This is a genomic window from Pantoea sp. E2023-21 (genome assembly GCF_051302795.1).
Taxonomy (GTDB): Bacteria; Pseudomonadota; Gammaproteobacteria; order Enterobacterales; family Enterobacteriaceae; genus Pantoea; species Pantoea ludwigii_A.
In genome coordinates this window covers 2,380,249-2,396,330 of sequence record NZ_CP195344.1, presented here as the reverse complement: position 1 = coordinate 2,396,330, position 16,082 = coordinate 2,380,249, and the positions used below count along the sequence as shown (strand labels likewise).

Annotated in this window: 15 protein-coding genes; 11 read left to right on the top strand and 4 right to left on the bottom strand. The window is 55.3% G+C overall.

All coding sequences use genetic code 11. The annotated features are described in order from the left end of the window. Positions 1-17: 17 nt before the first annotated feature. The 5 genes from ubiI to ACRQ84_RS11225 all read left to right on the top strand — a co-directional run bounded on the left by ubiI (position 18) and on the right by ACRQ84_RS11225 (position 6,936). Entirely contained in the window at positions 18-1,220 is a 1,203-nt protein-coding gene (gene ubiI, locus ACRQ84_RS11245; protein ID WP_483816086.1) for an FAD-dependent 2-octaprenylphenol hydroxylase, read from the top strand. Positions 1,221-1,642: 422 nt separating this feature from the next. Beyond that, a complete protein-coding gene (gcvT, locus tag ACRQ84_RS11240) occupies positions 1,643-2,740 on the top strand; it encodes a glycine cleavage system aminomethyltransferase GcvT (protein ID WP_483816085.1) in 1,098 nt (365 codons plus the stop codon). 21 nt (positions 2,741-2,761) lie between these two features. After that, the gene (gene gcvH / locus ACRQ84_RS11235; RefSeq protein ID WP_064738103.1) at positions 2,762-3,148 is read left to right on the top strand and encodes a glycine cleavage system protein GcvH; all 387 of its coding nucleotides are present in this window, start codon (positions 2,762-2,764) and stop codon (positions 3,146-3,148) included. A gap of 99 nt (positions 3,149-3,247) precedes the next feature. After that, complete coding sequence (gene gcvP / locus ACRQ84_RS11230) at positions 3,248-6,121, top strand: aminomethyl-transferring glycine dehydrogenase (RefSeq protein WP_483816084.1); 2,874 nt, start codon at positions 3,248-3,250, stop codon at positions 6,119-6,121. 71 nt (positions 6,122-6,192) lie between these two features. Beyond that, the gene (locus tag ACRQ84_RS11225) at positions 6,193-6,936 is read left to right on the top strand and encodes an SDR family oxidoreductase (protein ID WP_064738101.1); all 744 of its coding nucleotides are present in this window, start codon (positions 6,193-6,195) and stop codon (positions 6,934-6,936) included. Between the two features lie 76 nt (positions 6,937-7,012). Here the strand turns inward: ACRQ84_RS11225 and ACRQ84_RS11220 are convergent, their stop codons facing one another. Continuing rightward, entirely contained in the window at positions 7,013-8,452 is a 1,440-nt protein-coding gene (locus ACRQ84_RS11220; RefSeq protein WP_064738100.1) for a 6-phospho-beta-glucosidase, read from the bottom strand. A 126-nt stretch (positions 8,453-8,578) separates the two neighbouring features. After that, positions 8,579-9,310 (bottom strand): MurR/RpiR family transcriptional regulator, encoded by a 732-nt coding sequence (locus ACRQ84_RS11215; RefSeq protein WP_064738099.1) that lies wholly within the window; start codon positions 9,308-9,310, stop codon positions 8,579-8,581. A gap of 179 nt (positions 9,311-9,489) precedes the next feature. Here ACRQ84_RS11215 and trhA point away from each other — a divergent pair, with 179 nt between their 5' ends. Then, on the top strand, positions 9,490-10,143 hold the full coding sequence (gene trhA / locus ACRQ84_RS11210; protein ID WP_483816083.1) for a PAQR family membrane homeostasis protein TrhA: 654 nt from the start codon (positions 9,490-9,492) through the stop codon (positions 10,141-10,143). A gap of 92 nt (positions 10,144-10,235) precedes the next feature. Here trhA and ygfZ read toward each other — a convergent pair whose 3' ends face one another. Next, complete coding sequence (ygfZ, locus tag ACRQ84_RS11205; protein WP_483816082.1) at positions 10,236-11,219, bottom strand: tRNA-modifying protein YgfZ; 984 nt, start codon at positions 11,217-11,219, stop codon at positions 10,236-10,238. A 218-nt stretch (positions 11,220-11,437) separates the two neighbouring features. On the opposite strand from ygfZ, the gene sdhE reads away from it, so the two are divergent. Together sdhE and ACRQ84_RS11195 are read left to right on the top strand one after the other, a co-directional pair. Next, positions 11,438-11,704: an FAD assembly factor SdhE gene (gene sdhE, locus ACRQ84_RS11200; protein WP_064738096.1), complete on the top strand. Its 267-nt coding sequence runs from the start codon at positions 11,438-11,440 to the stop codon at positions 11,702-11,704. Then, a complete protein-coding gene (locus tag ACRQ84_RS11195; RefSeq protein ID WP_064738095.1) occupies positions 11,679-12,098 on the top strand; it encodes a protein YgfX in 420 nt (139 codons plus the stop codon). The genes sdhE and ACRQ84_RS11195 overlap by 26 nt, the downstream gene beginning before the upstream one ends. On the opposite strand, the gene fldB is transcribed toward ACRQ84_RS11195, so the two are convergent. Beyond that, on the bottom strand, positions 12,095-12,613 hold the full coding sequence (fldB, locus tag ACRQ84_RS11190; protein WP_483816081.1) for a flavodoxin FldB: 519 nt from the start codon (positions 12,611-12,613) through the stop codon (positions 12,095-12,097). The two genes, ACRQ84_RS11195 and fldB, sit on opposite strands and share 4 nt — an antisense overlap. 100 nt (positions 12,614-12,713) lie before the next feature. Here fldB and xerD point away from each other — a divergent pair, with 100 nt between their 5' ends. The 3 genes from xerD to recJ are packed head-to-tail and all read left to right on the top strand — an operon-like array spanning position 12,714 to position 16,077. Then, on the top strand, positions 12,714-13,607 hold the full coding sequence (gene xerD, locus ACRQ84_RS11185; protein WP_008108233.1) for a site-specific tyrosine recombinase XerD: 894 nt from the start codon (positions 12,714-12,716) through the stop codon (positions 13,605-13,607). A gap of 22 nt (positions 13,608-13,629) precedes the next feature. Beyond that, positions 13,630-14,343 carry a bifunctional protein-disulfide isomerase/oxidoreductase DsbC gene (dsbC, locus tag ACRQ84_RS11180; protein WP_064738092.1) on the top strand — a complete coding sequence of 238 codons (714 nt, stop codon included), beginning with the start codon at positions 13,630-13,632 and terminating at the stop codon, positions 14,341-14,343. A 9-nt stretch (positions 14,344-14,352) separates the two neighbouring features. Further along, positions 14,353-16,077, top strand: a complete 1,725-nt coding sequence (gene recJ, locus ACRQ84_RS11175) for a single-stranded-DNA-specific exonuclease RecJ (RefSeq protein WP_483816080.1) — start codon at positions 14,353-14,355, stop codon at positions 16,075-16,077. Positions 16,078-16,082 lie beyond the last annotated feature (5 nt).

Genomic DNA, 16,082 nt, shown 5'->3' with positions numbered 1-16,082 from the left:
CGAATTAAGGGGCAGCAATGCAAACTTTTGATGTGGCAATTGCCGGAGGCGGCATGGTAGGGTTGGCCGTCGCCTGCGGACTACAAGGCAGCGGCTTACGCGTTGCCGTGCTGGAAAAAGCACCCGAGCCACAGTTTGATCCGGCGGCAAATGCGTCGATTCGCGTCTCCGCCATCAACGCTGCCAGTGAACGCCTGCTACAAAAGCTTGATGTCTGGTCGAGCATTCTGGCTCTGCGGGCCAGCGCTTATCACGGCATGGAAGTGTGGGATCAGGACAGCTTCGGTTCTATTAGCTTTGATGATGAGCAGCAGGGTTTGTCGCATCTTGGCCATATTATTGAAAACGAGGTAATTCATAGCGCGTTGTGGCAGCGCGCCAGCCAGAGCAGCGATATCGCGCTGTTTGCCCCGGCGCAGTTGCAGCAAGTGGCATTTGGCGACAACGAAGCCTTCATTACGCTACAAGATGGCAGCATGATGAGCGCGCGTTTACTGGTTGCTGCCGACGGCGCGAATTCGTGGCTGCGCGATAAAGCCGATATTCCACTGACTTTCTGGGATTACGAGCATCACGCGTTGGTGGCGAACATCCGCACCGATATGCCGCATGATGCCATTGCGCGTCAGGTATTCCACGGCGACGGTATTCTGGCCTTCCTGCCGATGCAGGATCCTCACTTATGCTCAATCGTCTGGTCGCTCTCGCCGCAGGAAGCGGCGCGCGTGCAATCGATGCCGGAAGCGCTGTTTAATCAGCAGCTATCGGTAGCGTTTGATATGCGTCTTGGTCTGTGTCAGGTCGAGAGCGAACGTAAAACCTTCCCGCTGACGGCGCGTTATGCGCGCAACTTTGCTGCGCACCGTTTGGCGCTGGTCGGCGATGCCGCCCACACCATACATCCGCTGGCCGGACAAGGCGTGAATCTGGGCTTTATGGACGCGGCTGAACTGATAGGTGAAATTCGCCGACTTCATCAGGAAGGTAAAGACATTGGTCAGCACCTTTATCTGCGTCGCTATGAACGCAGCCGCAAGCATAGCGCGGCGATGATGCTGGCGGGGATGCAGGGTTTCCGTGAGCTGTTTGCCGGCACCCATCCAGCGAAAAAGCTGCTGCGTGATGTTGGCCTCAAGCTCGCCGATACTCTACCGGGCGTCAAACCGTTGATGCTGAAACAGGCGATGGGGTTAAACGATCTACCCCGCTGGATACGCTAATCACATCTGCCAACGGCGCCCAAATGGGCGCCGTTTTTCTTTGCTGCACCGCAATGATGCAGCGCTGCACCGCAATCGCGCCTCGTTTGATTTATTCTAATTTCACCCCTTAATTCGCATTAGATTAATTCATGTCTTGGCAATGTGAATGCCGGACCATTTCTTAATCCTGTGGCGTCTATTCCCTCATTTTGCTGCATGAAAGTAATTTAGTCGTATTTTGTGCGAGGCTAATCACAATAATGCAGTGATTTATGCTGGTGGCTGTTCGGTGGTTCGTTGAAAGGTGGTAGTGTTTCACCCTCGTTTTCCTCATGGTTAATTGCCGCATTAGGTGATAACTTCAGCATAAAGAGAACGTTTGCGTCCGCCTGTTAAGGCGACGCAGGCGCGTCACACTCACTTGTATTCACAGGATGGTTATGACTCAGCAAACGCCTCTATTCGAACAGCATCAGGCAAGCGGTGCGCGCATGGTGGACTTCCACGGTTGGATGATGCCGCTGCATTACGGCTCGCAAATGGATGAGCATCACGCGGTGCGTAACGATGCCGGCATGTTTGATGTTTCCCACATGACCATTGTCGATCTGCGCGGTGCGCGTACCCGCGAATTCCTGCGCTACTTGCTGGCCAATGATGTCGCCAAGCTAACCCAGCCAGGCAAAGCCCTCTACACCGGCATGTTAAATGCCTCCGCTGGCGTCATTGATGATTTGATTGTTTACTTTATGAGCGAAGATTTCTTCCGTCTGGTGGTCAACTCCGCCACGCGTGAGAAAGATTTGGCGTGGATCAAACAGCATGCACAGCCGTTCGGCGTGGAGCTAATTGAGCGTGACGATTTGGCGCTAATTGCGGTGCAGGGCCCGAACGCGCAGCAAAAAGCGCAAACGCTGTTCAGTGCCGCTCAGCGTGACGCCGTTGCTGGCATGAAGCCGTTCTTTGGCGTACAGGCGGAAAATCTGTTCATCGCGACCACCGGCTATACCGGCGAAGCGGGCTACGAGATTGCCATGCCTGCCACGGAAGCCGCGGCTTTCTGGCAGCAACTGTTGGCCGCAGGTGTTAAACCGGCGGGTCTGGGGGCACGTGACACGCTGCGCCTGGAAGCGGGCATGAACCTGTATGGTCAGGAGATGGATGAAGGCGTTTCGCCGCTGGCCGCCAACATGGGCTGGACTATCAGCTGGGAACCTTCCGACCGTGATTTCATCGGCCGTGACGCGCTGCAAGCACAGCGCGAAAAAGGCACCGAGAAGTTGGTTGGTCTGGTGATGACCGAAAAAGGGGTGTTACGTAACGGTTTGACTGTGCGTTTCACCGATGAACAAGGTCAACCGCAGCAAGGTATCATTACCAGTGGATCCTTCTCACCGACGCTGGGTTACAGCATCGCGCTGGCGCGAGTGCCAGCCGGAGTGGGTGAACAGGCGATTGTGGAAATCCGCAACCGTGAAATGCCCGTGAAAGTGACTAAACCGATTTTTGTTCGCGCCGGTAAGCCGGTCGCCCAGTAATTTTTTCAGGAGAAATGGCCAATGAGCAATGTGCCAAGTGAATTGAAATACCGCGATAGCCACGAGTGGGTCCGTAAAGAAGCCGACGGCACCTTCACTGTAGGTATCACTGAACACGCACAGGAACTGCTGGGCGATATGGTGTTTGTCGACCTGCCAGACGTTGGGGCGACTTTCGCTGCCGGTGATGACTGCGCTGTTGCAGAGTCGGTGAAAGCCGCGTCTGACATCTATGCGCCGCTGAGCGGTGAAATTGTTGCCGTAAATGACCAGCTGGGTGATTCACCAGAGTTAGTCAACAGCGCGCCGTACGCCGATGGTTGGCTGTTCCGCATCAAGGCCAGTGACGAGTCAGAACTCGACGCCATGCTGGATGCGGATGCCTACAAAGCCGCGATCGACGAGTAACCGGTAGTTGCAGAAGGTGGCGCGCTGCGCCGCCTTCTTTTTTATCTGCCTGATTTAACGCCATTTTTGTAACCCAGCCCGATTCAGGATTTACTGCAAATGACCCAGACTCTCAGCCAGCTTGAACACAACGGTGCTTTTATTGAGCGCCACATCGGTCCTACGCCGGAACAACAGGCCTTAATGCTGGAAGCGATCGGTGCCCGTTCGCTCTCCTCATTGATCAGTTCTATCGTGCCTGCCGACATCCAACTGCCAGGCCCGCCTGCAGTGGGCGACGCCGCGACCGAGCAGCAAGCGCTGGCAGAGCTGAAAGCCATTGCCAGTCAGAACCAACGCTACAAATCCTGGATCGGCATGGGCTACAGCGCGGTGATTACACCGCCGGTCATCCTGCGCAATATGCTGGAAAATCCAGGCTGGTACACCGCTTATACGCCGTATCAGCCGGAAGTGTCGCAGGGACGTCTTGAGGCGTTGTTGAACTTTCAAACCCTGACGCTGGACCTTACTGGTCTGGACATTGCATCTGCGTCACTGCTGGACGAAGCAACCGCGGCGGCTGAAGCGATGGCAATGGCCAAACGTGTCAGCAAGCTCAAAACCGCCACTAAATTCTTCATCGCCAATGACATCCACCCTCAGACGCTGGATGTGGTGCGCACCCGCGCAGAAACCTTTGGGTTTGAACTGATTATTGATAGCGCTGACAAGGCGCTGGATCACGACGATCTGTTCGGTGTGTTACTGCAACAGGTTGGCACCCACGGCGAAGTACATGATTACCGCTCACTGATCGCCGAGTTGAAAAGCCGCAAAGTGGTGGTGAGTGTGGCAGCTGATTTTATGGCGCTGGTGCAGTTAGAGGCGCCAGGCAAGCAGGGCGCAGATATCGTCTTCGGTTCTGCCCAGCGTTTCGGCGTGCCAATGGGCTACGGCGGACCACATGCTGCTTTCTTCGCTAGCCGCGATGAACATAAACGCTCGATGCCAGGCCGCATCATTGGTGTATCACGCGATGCGGCCGGTAATACCGCGCTACGCATGGCGATGCAAACCCGCGAGCAACATATCCGTCGTGAGAAGGCCAACTCCAACATCTGTACCTCGCAGGTGCTGCTGGCGAATATCGCTGGTCTCTATGCGGTGTATCACGGTCCGGTTGGTCTGAAACGCATTGCATCACGTATTCATCGTCTGACCAGCATTCTGGCCGCGGGCCTGCAAAATGGCGGCCTGAAGCTGCGCCACAACAGCTGGTTCGATACGCTGACGGTTGAAGTGAGCGATAAAGCGGCGGTGCTGAACCGTGCGCAGAGCTTTGGCGTCAACCTGCGCAGCGATATCCATAATGCCGTTGGCATAACGCTGGATGAAACCACGGCACGTGAAGATGTGCTGGCGCTGTTCGCGATTCTGCTGGGCGATGCACACGGCCAGGACATTGATGCGCTGGATGCAGCCGTAGCTGCGGAAAACAGTGCAATTCCGGCCGGTCAGGTGCGTGAGAGCGCTTTCCTGACGCATCCGGTGTTCAACCGTCATCACAGCGAAACCGAGATGATGCGCTACATGCACAGCCTGGAGAAAAAAGATCTGGCGCTGAACCAGGCGATGATCCCACTCGGTTCGTGCACCATGAAACTCAACGCGGCGGCGGAAATGATTCCGATTACCTGGCCGGAATTCGCCGAACTGCATCCATTCTGCCCGGCTGAGCAGGCGTCTGGCTACCTGCAGATGATTGGCCAGCTTTCGCAATGGCTGGTGCAACTGACCGGCTATGATGCGCTGTGCATGCAGCCGAACTCGGGCGCACAGGGCGAATACGCCGGTCTGTTGGCGATTCGTCGCTACCATGAAAGCCGCAACGAAGGCGGCCGTAATGTCTGCCTGATCCCAAGCTCAGCACACGGCACCAACCCGGCGTCAGCGCAGATGGCGGGTATGTCAGTTGTCGTTGTGGCCTGTGATAAACAAGGCAATATCGATCTTGGCGATCTGCGTGAGAAAGCCGCGCAGGTGGGTGAGCAGCTGTCGTGCATCATGGTGACCTATCCATCGACGCACGGCGTTTACGAAGAAACCATCCGCGAAGTGTGCCAGATCGTGCATCAGCATGGCGGTCAGGTGTATCTCGACGGCGCCAACATGAACGCACAGGTCGGTATCACCACGCCAGGCTACATCGGCGCGGACGTATCGCACCTCAACCTGCATAAAACCTTCTGCATCCCGCACGGCGGCGGCGGTCCGGGTATGGGCCCAATCGGCGTGAAAGCGCATCTGGCGCCGTTCGTGCCAGGTCACAGTGTGGTGCAAATTGATGGCGTGCTGACACAGCAAGGCGCGGTTTCTGCCGCACCGTTCGGTAGCGCATCGATTCTGCCAATCAGCTGGATGTATATCCGCATGATGGGCGCGGAAGGCCTGAAGCAGGCGAGTTCGGTGGCAATTCTGAATGCCAACTACATCGCCAGCCGTCTGCAATCCGCCTATCCGATTCTGTATGCGGGTCGCGATGGCCGTGTTGCGCACGAATGTATTCTCGACATCCGTCCGCTGAAAGAGCAAACCGGCATCAGTGAACTGGATATCGCCAAACGTCTGATCGATTACGGGTTCCACGCACCCACTATGTCATTCCCGGTCGCGGGCACGCTGATGGTGGAACCAACGGAATCGGAAAGCAAAATCGAGTTGGATCGCTTTATTGATGCGATGCTGGCCATCCGCATGGAAATCGACCGAGTTGCCGATGGTGAGTGGCCGCTGGAAGATAACCCTCTGGTGAACGCACCGCACACGCAGACAGAAATCGTCGGTGACTGGGCGCATCCGTATACCCGCGAACTGGCGGTGTTCCCGGCAGGCAGCGCCAACAAATACTGGCCGACGGTCAAACGTCTTGATGATGTCTTCGGCGACCGCAACGTGTTCTGCAGCTGCGTTCCGATGAGCGAATACCAATAATCAGGCTAAACTCTGATAACTGACAACATCCTAAGGGCCGAGCATTCGGCCCTTTTGTTTTTGGAGGCAAAATGGATCTGGCTTTGGTTACCGGCGGCAGCCGCGGAATTGGACGTGCAACCGCGTTATTGCTGGCACAGGCGGGTTATCGCGTGGCGATAAACTTCCGCCAGCGTGAAGCCGAAGCAGCCAGCGTGGTGGCGGAAATTATAGCGCAGGGCGGTAGTGCCTTTGCGCTGCAGGCCGATATTGCCGATGAGGCGCAGGTTATGGGTATGTTTGCCCAGTTAGATCAGCAAGAGGGCGTACTGCGTGTGCTGGTGAATAACGCCGGCATTTTGTTTACCCAATGCCGCGTTGAAGAGTTGGATGCCGAACGTATTCAGCGTGTGTTTGCTACCAATGTCACCGGCACGTTCATCTGCTGCCGCGAGGCGGTTAAACGTATGGGCACACATCGTGGTGGCACAGGCGGTGCTATCGTCAATGTGTCATCCGCCGCATCGCGTCTCGGTGCGCCGGGTGAATATGTAGATTACGCCGCCTCGAAAGGGGCAATGGATACGCTGACCAAAGGTTTGTCGCTGGAAGTGGCGGCGCAAGGCATTCGCGTTAACAGCGTGCGGCCTGGCCTTATTTACACTGAAATGCACGCCGATGGCGGCGAACCAGGCAGAGTCGATCGTCTGGCGAGCATGTTGCCAATGGGACGTGGCGGTCAGGCTGAAGAGATTGCTGAAGCGATTGTCTGGCTGGCGAGCGATGCCGCGTCTTACGTGACCGGTACCTTTATTGATGCCGCTGGCGGACGGTAATAAGCTTTAAAGCGACTGCAATGCGTAGCGGCGCAATGTATTGCATGATAAATCGCGCCGCGAAGGTTATTGCGATTTAGAGTTTTTCACCGTTGCTGGCGATCACCTGCTGATACCAGGCAAAACTCTTCTTCTTCGAACGGGCAAAGGTGCCGCTGCCATCGTCATGCTTATCCACATGGATAAAGCCATAGCGTTTACTGTATTGGCCGGTGGTGAACGACACGCAATCTATGCAGCCCCACGGCGTATAGCCGAGCAAATCCACGCCATCCAGCGCTACCGCTTTCTTCATCTCTTCAATGTGCGCGCGCAGATAATCGATGCGGTAATCATCCTCGATCACCCCTTGCGCATTTGGCTTATCAATTGCACCGAAGCCGTTCTCAACAATAAACAGCGGTTTCTGGTAACGCTCATACAGCGAGTTCAGCACATAACGCAGGCCAACCGGATCAATCTGCCAGCCCCAATCGGATGCCTTCACATGCGGATTCGGCACCACGCCTTCAAAGCCAGTAATTGGATCGTCAACGCCGCTGGCTTGGGTGTTCACCGCGTTGCTCATGTAGTAGCTAAAGCCGATGTAATCACAGCAGCCCTGACGCAGCGTCTCCGCATCGTCCGCTTCCATCTCAATGTGATACCCCTTGCGCGCCCACTCTTTCAGGGTATACGCCGGATACGCGCCGCGCATCTGCACATCGCTGAACACATAGCGCTGATGCATCGATTCCTGAGCTAGCATCACATCATCCGGATGGCATGAGAACGGATAGACCGGCACCATGGCAATCATGCAGCCAATCTGGAAATCAGGATTGATTTCATGACCGCGCTTCACCACTTTGGCACTGGCTACGAACTGGTGATGCATCACTTGATACATTGTCTGTTCCGGCTTGTCATGCTCGGTAAACACCACGCCAGAACAGCAGTAGCCGAACAGCGGATATTGCCAGTTGCGCTGGTTATTGATCTCGTTGAAGGTCATCCAGTATTTCACTTTGTGCTGATAGCGCGTCATCACCACGTCGCTGAAGCGTACAAAGAAATCCACGACTTTGCGGTTGGTCCAGCCGCCGTACTCTTTTACCAGGTGATAAGGCATTTCAAAGTGGGAAAGCGTAATAACCGGTTCGATGCCGTATTTCAGCAGCTCATCAAACAAATCATCGTAGAATTGCAGGCCTGCTTCGTTGGGTTGCTGCTCGTCGCCATTAGGGAAAATGCGTGTCCAGGCGATTGAGGTACGAAAGCATTTGAATCCCATTTCAGCAAACAGCGCCACATCTTGCTGGTAATGCGAATAGAACTCGACTGCCTGATGGTTAGGATAAAATTTATCGGGCTGTACGCCGTCGGTAATGACGCGCTCAACACCGTGCGCGCCGCCGGTCAGTACATCGGCAATACTTACGCCTTTGCCGCCCTGATCCCAGCCGCCTTCTACCTGATGCGCGGCCACCGCGCCACCCCAAAGAAACCCTTTTGGTAATTGCAATCCTTCACTCATCGGCGTACCTCATTACACTGTTTGCGAAATTTGAAATTGCCCGCAGTGTAACAAGCGACTTAGTAAAGTCACGATATAACACCGTGAGCAATATGTGACTTGTCACGGCGAGAAAACAGGGTGTTTTTAAAGTGAAATAAAGCGGGAAATAGCGCGGCCCAGTGTTTCCAAAATATACATCACAGGCACTTGTGTGGTGATATCCAGGCGGTCACCCAGCTTAATTTGCGGCATATGATAAGAGAGATTGAAATCGGCCATTTTCGCCAGTGAACAGCTTTCGTTGTTGGTAATCGAGATGATTTTGCAGTGATGCAGACTGAACTGGCTGGCAAAGCGCAGGATCTCTTCAGTCTCACCGGATACTGACAAAATAATCGCCAGCGCATTTTCGTAGGCGCTAGCGCTCACTGGATAATAAGGATCGTCGATGTGAAGGCTAAATTTACCAATATTGGAAAAGAAACGCGCACCATATTTCCCCAGACTGCCTGAGGTACCGGCACCAATAAAGAAAATATGTTCAGCCTGTGTAATCATCTGCGCAGCCTGAGCAATCTGCTGATCAAACTCGTCGTTGTGAATACTTTTAAAGAAGCTGAGCATGTCGCCGACGCCGGAAGGCATTACCACCGGTACGGTTTGCTCCTGCGCCAGGCGAAAACGGATGCGAAACTCAGACCAGCCGTCGCACTGTAGTTTGCGACAAAAACGCAGCACGGTGGTGGTTGAAACGCCAGCCTGCGCGGCCAGCTCGCGAATCGTCATATAACTGACACTTTCCCGGTGTTTGATGATGAAGTGATAAACCTGCATCTCAAGGTCATTCAGGCGGGATAGATCGCGGTGTGAAAACATGCGGGCGGCGCTCAGCTAGAAAATGAGCGTGTAGTTTAACAGATTGCTTTAGCGCCTGGCTGTCACACACCTTCACAGAATTATTTTAGCGTACATGTGTACTCTGAAATTTATCTTCGTTACTCTGGTTGCTCAGAAATAGCACACTCGCTTTTTCCGTTGTTCAGGAATCTCCCCTCATGGTACAGACCCGAATGATTAACCAGGGCTATTCATTGGCAGAAGAGATCGCCAATAGTATCAGCCATGGAATCGGCTGCATTTTTGGCATCATCGGCTTGGTGTTAATGTTGACACAAGCCGTTGAATCTCAAGCTAACCTTACCGCAATTACCAGTTACAGCTTATACGGCGGCAGCATCATTTTGCTGTATCTTGCCTCCACGCTGTATCATGCCATTCCGCATCAGAAAGCCAAATACTGGCTGAAGAAATTCGACCATTGCGCCATCTATGTGCTGATCGCCGGTACCTATACGCCATTTTTACTGGTGGGGCTAAATTCACCGCTGGCACAGGGCTTGATGGTGGTGATCTGGAGTCTGGCGCTGTTGGGTATTTTGTTCAAAATCGCCTTTGCCCACCGCTTTGAAGCGCTGTCGTTGGTGACCTACCTCGGTATGGGTTGGTTATCATTGGTGGTCATTTATCAACTGGCGATCAAACTGTCACCGGGCGGGATTTGGTTGCTGGCAGCTGGTGGGATTGTCTATTCGCTGGGGGTGATTTTCTACGTCTCGCGCCGCATTCCTTATAGTCACGCTATCTGGCATGGCTTTGTGCTCGGCGGCAGCGTGCTGCACTTTTGTGCGATCTATTTTTATGTGATGTAACTTGCGGCCAGGTCGCCATGTATGGCGACCCTACAACAGAACCGCGTGGATTTCGGAGGGTGCGCCTTGATGCGCACCTGGAACAGCTTCAATCAATCTGCTAATGAATACGGCAGCGGCTGAATGGTCAACTTGCCACTTTCGTCGCCTTCCACGCGCAAAACGCTTTCCGGCTCTAAATCGTTGTTCATCACGACTTGTACCCAAACGCTGCCATCATCCAACTGCACGCCGCTCAGTACCGTACCGGTGCGGCGCCATTTGTCGCCCATCTGCAGCTCCAGTGAACCGCCAACGTCCGGAACTTTACTGGCTTTACCCGCCAGCCAATACAGCGCGCGTTTGTTCGCGCCGCGGAATTTAGCGCGCGCCACCATCTCCTGCCCGGTATAGCAGCCTTTTTTAAAGCTGATGGCATCCAGCGCCTGCAGGTTAGTCGCTTGTGGAATCAGTTGCGCGCTGGTGGTGCTCTCAATCACCGGAATGCCCGCTTCGATATCCAGTGCCAGCCATTGCAGGCTATCATTGAACTGCGCTTCACCCGCCAGCTTTTCTTTCAATGCATTCGCCTGCTCAAGCGTAGTCACTAACAGGAAACGCTCGGCGGGCGCTGCAAACCAAAGAAGCGTGCTTTCATCTTGCTGTACCACCGGCGTTTCGGCATCCGGAAGCGTGCTGAACACGCCCGCCAGCGCGGCGCGCGCCTGAAAACCGGCGACGCCCAGCAGCACCGCTTCATCGTCAGCGACGATGGTGACTTTAGCGAACACCGCGTACTTCTTCAGTTCGGTCAGCTGCTGCTCACGCAGGTTGCGACGCACCACGTAAGCGTAACCTTCAGGGCGATGGAACAGGCGAATGTTGCTCCACATTTTGCCCTTAGCATCGCAGTGCGCGGCAGGACGATGTTGCGTCTCGCTCATGGCCGCGACATCCAGCGTCAGCTGACCTTGCAGATAAGACGTGCTGTCATTGCCCTGCACCTTCACCAGCGCCCATTCATCGAGCGACATCAGGGTTAATGGCAGGCGTGACGATGCAGCGGGCTGGCGAGGTGGAAGGGTAAAAATCGACATAGGTCTTTCCTGATTAATAAAGGTATCCAGCTGCCAATGGTAAAAGAGCAGGGCGGCTTTGCAACCTGTTTACTGAATCGGGCGCACAAATCGCGTGATACCCAGTGCAAATTGAGGGATGTAACGCCGAGGCGCGGCACAGTGATAAGCACAGCGCCTGCAGCGAGAAAAAAAGCAGGTACACTGAGCACCACTGTTTTAGTCATGGAACCAGAGACATGGAAATTAATGACAAAGCCCGCGTCCAATGGGCATGCCGTCGCGGCATGCTGGAGCTGGATATCGCTATTATGCCGTTTTTCAAATACGAATATGATTCACTGACCGAGACCGATAAGCAGGTATTTATCGCGCTGTTAAAGAGTGACGATCCTGACCTGTTCAACTGGTTGATGAATCACGGCGAACCGGTCGATCCCGAGTTCAAACGCATGGTGAAACTGATTCAGCAGCGCAACCGTGAACGCGGTCCGGTGGCAATGTGATCTGCGGGCGTCACGCAGTGCGCGCGCACTGAATGTGACGCTATCTCTGCTGTGCGGCGGTTTACTGCTGGTGCTGGATTGGCCTGACGCGTGGGCGTGGGGCAAAGCGCCGGTATTATTGCTGCTGCTGGCGGAATGCTGGCGCAACGAGCGCCGCCTGGTGCAGCGCGTAGGTTGTCTGGCGCTGGACGTGAAGGGCAATTGGCTGTGGCGCGGTTCGCGCTGGCGAGCAGAACGCAAGGCAGATTGGTTGCCGTGCGGCGTCTTATTGGTGCTGCGTAATCAGCAGGGTGAACGCTGGCGGCTGTGGTTAATGCATGACAACCTGCCGTCCGGTGAATGGCGCACGTTACGCGCCTGCTGTTTTCTGCAAAATGGGCACACGCCGCCTTAAAGCAGCGCTGCGGTTTCCGTCAGAATCTGTTCGCACCACTGTTCGACGCGCTCATCGCTCAGTTCGAACTGGTTGACATCGTCGAGCGCCAGGCCGACAAACTGCGTGCCATCGGCGGTTAGCGGTTTTTTGCTGGTGAACTCATAGCCTTCCAGCGGCCAGTAACCCACAAACTGCACGCCCATCGGCTGCAACAGATCGTGCAGCATGCCGAGTGCATCGAGAAACCATTCGGCGTATTCACCCTGGTCGCCCATGCCGTACAGCGCCACGATTTTTCCGCGCAAATTCAGCGCCGGTATCTGCGGCCAAATCGCTTCCCAATCTTCCTGCAACTCACCGAAATCCCATGTCGGGATGCCGAGGATCAGTAAATCGTACTGCTCCATCAGCGAGGGATCGTCATCTTTCAAATTGTGCAGCGTGACTAATTCTTCACCGATAAAGTCGCGAATTTTCTCCGCGGTCATCTCCGTGTAACAGGTGCTGGACCCGTAAAACAATCCGATATTCATGCAATTAATGCTCTGACTAGAACTGACTCGGGCGCAATTGTACCAGAAGCAGGCTACTTTCAGGCATAATGAGCACGATTTCACACGGGCGGAGAGAACAGTGCAGGACAGCGATCTGATCGAACAGTTTCTGGATGCGCTTTGGATTGAGCGTAATCTGGCGCAGAACACGCTCGCCTCTTACCGGCAGGATCTGCAAACGCTCACCGGCTGGCTGCATCACCACGATCGCACGCTATTGACGCTGGAAGCGCTTGATTTGCAGCAATTTCTCGCCGAGCGCGTCGAGGGTGGCTATAAAGCTACCAGCTCAGCGCGTACCCTCAGCGCTATCCGCCGCTTGTGCCAATATCTCTATCGGGAAAAAGTGCGCAGCGACGATCCCAGCGCGCTGCTCTCAGCCCCCAAACTGCCGCAGCGTCTGCCGAAAGATCTCAGCGAAAATCAGGTCGAACGCTTGCTGCAGGCACCGAGCATTGATGTGCCGCTCGAACTGCGCGACAAGGCGATGCTGGAGTTGCTGTACGCCACCGGATTACGCGTAACGGAGCTGGTAGGTTTGACCATCAGCGATATCAGCCTGCGTCAGGGCGTGGTACGCGTGATCGGTAAAGGCAACAAAGAGCGCCTCGTGCCGTTAGGTGAAGAAGCGGTTTACTGGATTGAATACTATATGGAACATGGTCGGCCGTGGCTGCTCAACGGGCAAACGCTGGACGTGATGTTTCCCAGCCAGCGCGCGCAACAAATGACGCGCCAGACCTTCTGGCATCGCATCAAGCACTATGCGACCCTTGCCGGAATCGATAGCGAAAAGCTGTCGCCGCACGTGCTGCGCCACGCATTTGCCACACATTTACTGAACCACGGCGCCGATTTGCGCGTCGTACAAATGTTGCTGGGCCACAGCGACCTCTCGACTACCCAAATTTATACGCATGTCGCCACTGAGCGTCTGCGTCTGTTACATCAACAGCATCATCCGCGCGCTTGAGATGCGGTAACAAGGATTTAAGATGAAAAAGCAGCTAACGATGCTGGCTCTGCTGGTCAGTGCATTCACTGGCTTGGCGCATGCCGATGACAACGCCATTCAGCAAACGCTGAAAAAACTGGGATTGCAGCAGGCTGAAATCCAACCGTCACCACTGCCGGGTATCAAAACGGTGCTGACTGAAAGCGGTGTGCTGTATGTTTCCGAAGATGGCAAGCATATGATTCAGGGCCCGCTGTATGATGTCAGCGGCACGCAGCCAATCAACGTCACCAACCAACTGCTGGACAAAAAAGTCAGCGCGCTGGCGCCTGACATGATTGTCTACAAAGCGCCGAAAGAGCAGCACGTGATCACCGTGTTCACCGACATCACCTGCGGCTACTGCCGCAAGCTGCATGAGCAGATGGCCGACTACAACGCGCTGGGTATCACCGTGCGTTATCTGGCCTTCCCGCGTGAAGGTCTGAATGGCCAGGTGGAAAAAGCCATGCGCGCCATCTGGTGTAGCGCCGATCGGAACAAAGCGTTTGATGCGGCGATGAAAGGCGACGCGCCACAAATGGATGCGCCGGCTACCTGCAAAATCAATATCGAGCAGCAGTACAAACTCGGCATCCTGTTTGGCATTCAGGGCACGCCCGCCATTCTTACCGATAGCGGCATGATGATTCCTGGCTATCAAGGGCCGCAAGAGCTGAAGCAGGTGCTCGATGGCCAGAAGCGCGGCGGTTAACGCACAGTGATGCATTCTGTTGAATTGCGTCGGCGCGAAGCCGAAACCGACGCCAGCTTACCCGCTGATTTGCCCCCTTTGCTGCGCCGGTTGTATCTGCAACGTGGCGTGAAAGAGGCGCTGGAACTGGAGCGCGGGGCAAAACACCTGCTGCCGTGGCAAACGCTCGGTGGTATTGACGCCGCCGTTACGCTGCTGCACCAGATGTTGCTCGCGGGCAAACGCATTGTGGTGGTGGGCGATTTCGATGCCGATGGTGCCACCAGCACCGCCCTAACCGTGCTGGCACTGCGCAGATTGGGCGGCAATGTGGATTATCTGGTACCGAACCGTTTTGAAGATGGCTACGGCCTGAGTCCGGAAGTGGTTGATCAGGCCAAAGCACGCGGCGCGGAGATGATTCTCACCGTCGATAATGGCATCTCATCACATGCTGGTGTCGATACCGCGCATCAGCATGGTATTCCGGTACTCATCACCGATCACCATTTGCCGGGCGAAACCCTGCCCGCTGCCGAAGCGATAGTGAACCCCAACCTCAACGACAGCGAATTCCCTTCGCGCTCATTGGCGGGGGTGGGTGTTGCCTTCTATCTGATGCTGGCGCTGCGTGCCTATCTGCGTCAGCAAAACTGGTTTGGCGAAGGGCGCATTGAGCCGAATCTGGCTGAACTGCTGGATCTGGTGGCGCTGGGTACGGTCGCCGATGTGGTGCCGCTGGATGCCAACAACCGTATTCTGGTGTGGCAAGGTCTGAGCCGTATCCGCGCCGGCAAATGCCGCGCCGGCATTCGCGCGCTGCTGGAGATCGCCAACCGCGATGCGCGTCAACTTGCCGCCAGCGATCTTGGTTTTGCCGTAGGACCGCGCCTTAACGCCGCGGGTCGTCTGGACGATATGTCAGTCGGCGTGGCATTGCTGCTCACCGAAGATATCTCCGAGGCGCGCATGCTGGCGAATGAGCTCGATGCGCTGAATCAGACGCGCAAAGAGATTGAGCAAGGCATGAAGAGTGAAGCGCTGGCGCTGTGCGATGCACTGGAGCGTCAGCACACTGATTTGCCGTTGGGTCTGGCGTTTTACCATCCGGAGTGGCATCAGGGCGTGGTCGGCATTCTGGCGTCGCGGCTGAAAGAGCGTTTTCATCGTCCGGTGATAGCCTTCGCTCCCGCCGGAGACGGCGTGCTGAAAGGTTCTGGCCGTTCGATTGCCGGTTTGCACCTGCGCGATGCGCTGGAGCGTCTCGACACCCTGTTCCCGGGTTTAATGATCAAATTTGGTGGCCACGCCATGGCGGCCGGTTTGTCACTGGAAACCGCGAAGTACGACGAATTCCGTGAGCGTTTTGCCGCATTAATAGATGAGTGGCTGGATGGCGAAGCATTGCAGGGCGTGATTTGGTCGGACGGCGAACTGCACGCGCAAGAGTTTACGCTGCACACCGCGGAAATGCTGCGTGAAGCCGGTCCGTGGGGACAAGCGTTCCCGGAACCGGTGTTCGACGGTAAGTTCAAACTACTGCAGCAGCGGTTAGTCGGCGAGCGCCATTTAAAAGTGATGGTCGAGCCGCTCGGCGGCGGCCCGTTGTTAGATGGTATTGCCTTTAACGTGGATACCACGCTGTGGCCAGACAGCAGCGTGCGTCAGGTGCAACTGGCCTACAAGCTGGATATCAATGAATACCGCGGCAATCGTTCGGTACAGCTGATTATTGATCACATCTGGCCGATGTAGGTTGC

What these genes read in the sequence shown, in the direction of transcription:
- ubiI (WP_483816086.1), top strand. Translation starts at nt 18, where the DNA reads ATGCAAACTTTTGATGTGGCAATTGCCGGAGGCGGCATGGTAGGGTTG.
- gcvT (WP_483816085.1), top strand. Translation starts at nt 1,643, where the DNA reads ATGACTCAGCAAACGCCTCTATTCGAACAGCATCAGGCAAGCGGTGCG.
- gcvH (WP_064738103.1), top strand. Translation starts at nt 2,762, where the DNA reads ATGAGCAATGTGCCAAGTGAATTGAAATACCGCGATAGCCACGAGTGG.
- gcvP (WP_483816084.1), top strand. Translation starts at nt 3,248, where the DNA reads ATGACCCAGACTCTCAGCCAGCTTGAACACAACGGTGCTTTTATTGAG.
- ACRQ84_RS11225 (WP_064738101.1), top strand. Translation starts at nt 6,193, where the DNA reads ATGGATCTGGCTTTGGTTACCGGCGGCAGCCGCGGAATTGGACGTGCA.
- ACRQ84_RS11220 (WP_064738100.1), bottom strand. Translation starts at nt 8,452, where the DNA reads ATGAGTGAAGGATTGCAATTACCAAAAGGGTTTCTTTGGGGTGGCGCG.
- ACRQ84_RS11215 (WP_064738099.1), bottom strand. Translation starts at nt 9,310, where the DNA reads ATGTTTTCACACCGCGATCTATCCCGCCTGAATGACCTTGAGATGCAG.
- trhA (WP_483816083.1), top strand. Translation starts at nt 9,490, where the DNA reads ATGGTACAGACCCGAATGATTAACCAGGGCTATTCATTGGCAGAAGAG.
- ygfZ (WP_483816082.1), bottom strand. Translation starts at nt 11,219, where the DNA reads ATGTCGATTTTTACCCTTCCACCTCGCCAGCCCGCTGCATCGTCACGC.
- sdhE (WP_064738096.1), top strand. Translation starts at nt 11,438, where the DNA reads ATGGAAATTAATGACAAAGCCCGCGTCCAATGGGCATGCCGTCGCGGC.
- fldB (WP_483816081.1), bottom strand. Translation starts at nt 12,613, where the DNA reads ATGAATATCGGATTGTTTTACGGGTCCAGCACCTGTTACACGGAGATG.
- dsbC (WP_064738092.1), top strand. Translation starts at nt 13,630, where the DNA reads ATGAAAAAGCAGCTAACGATGCTGGCTCTGCTGGTCAGTGCATTCACT.
- recJ (WP_483816080.1), top strand. Translation starts at nt 14,353, where the DNA reads ATGCATTCTGTTGAATTGCGTCGGCGCGAAGCCGAAACCGACGCCAGC.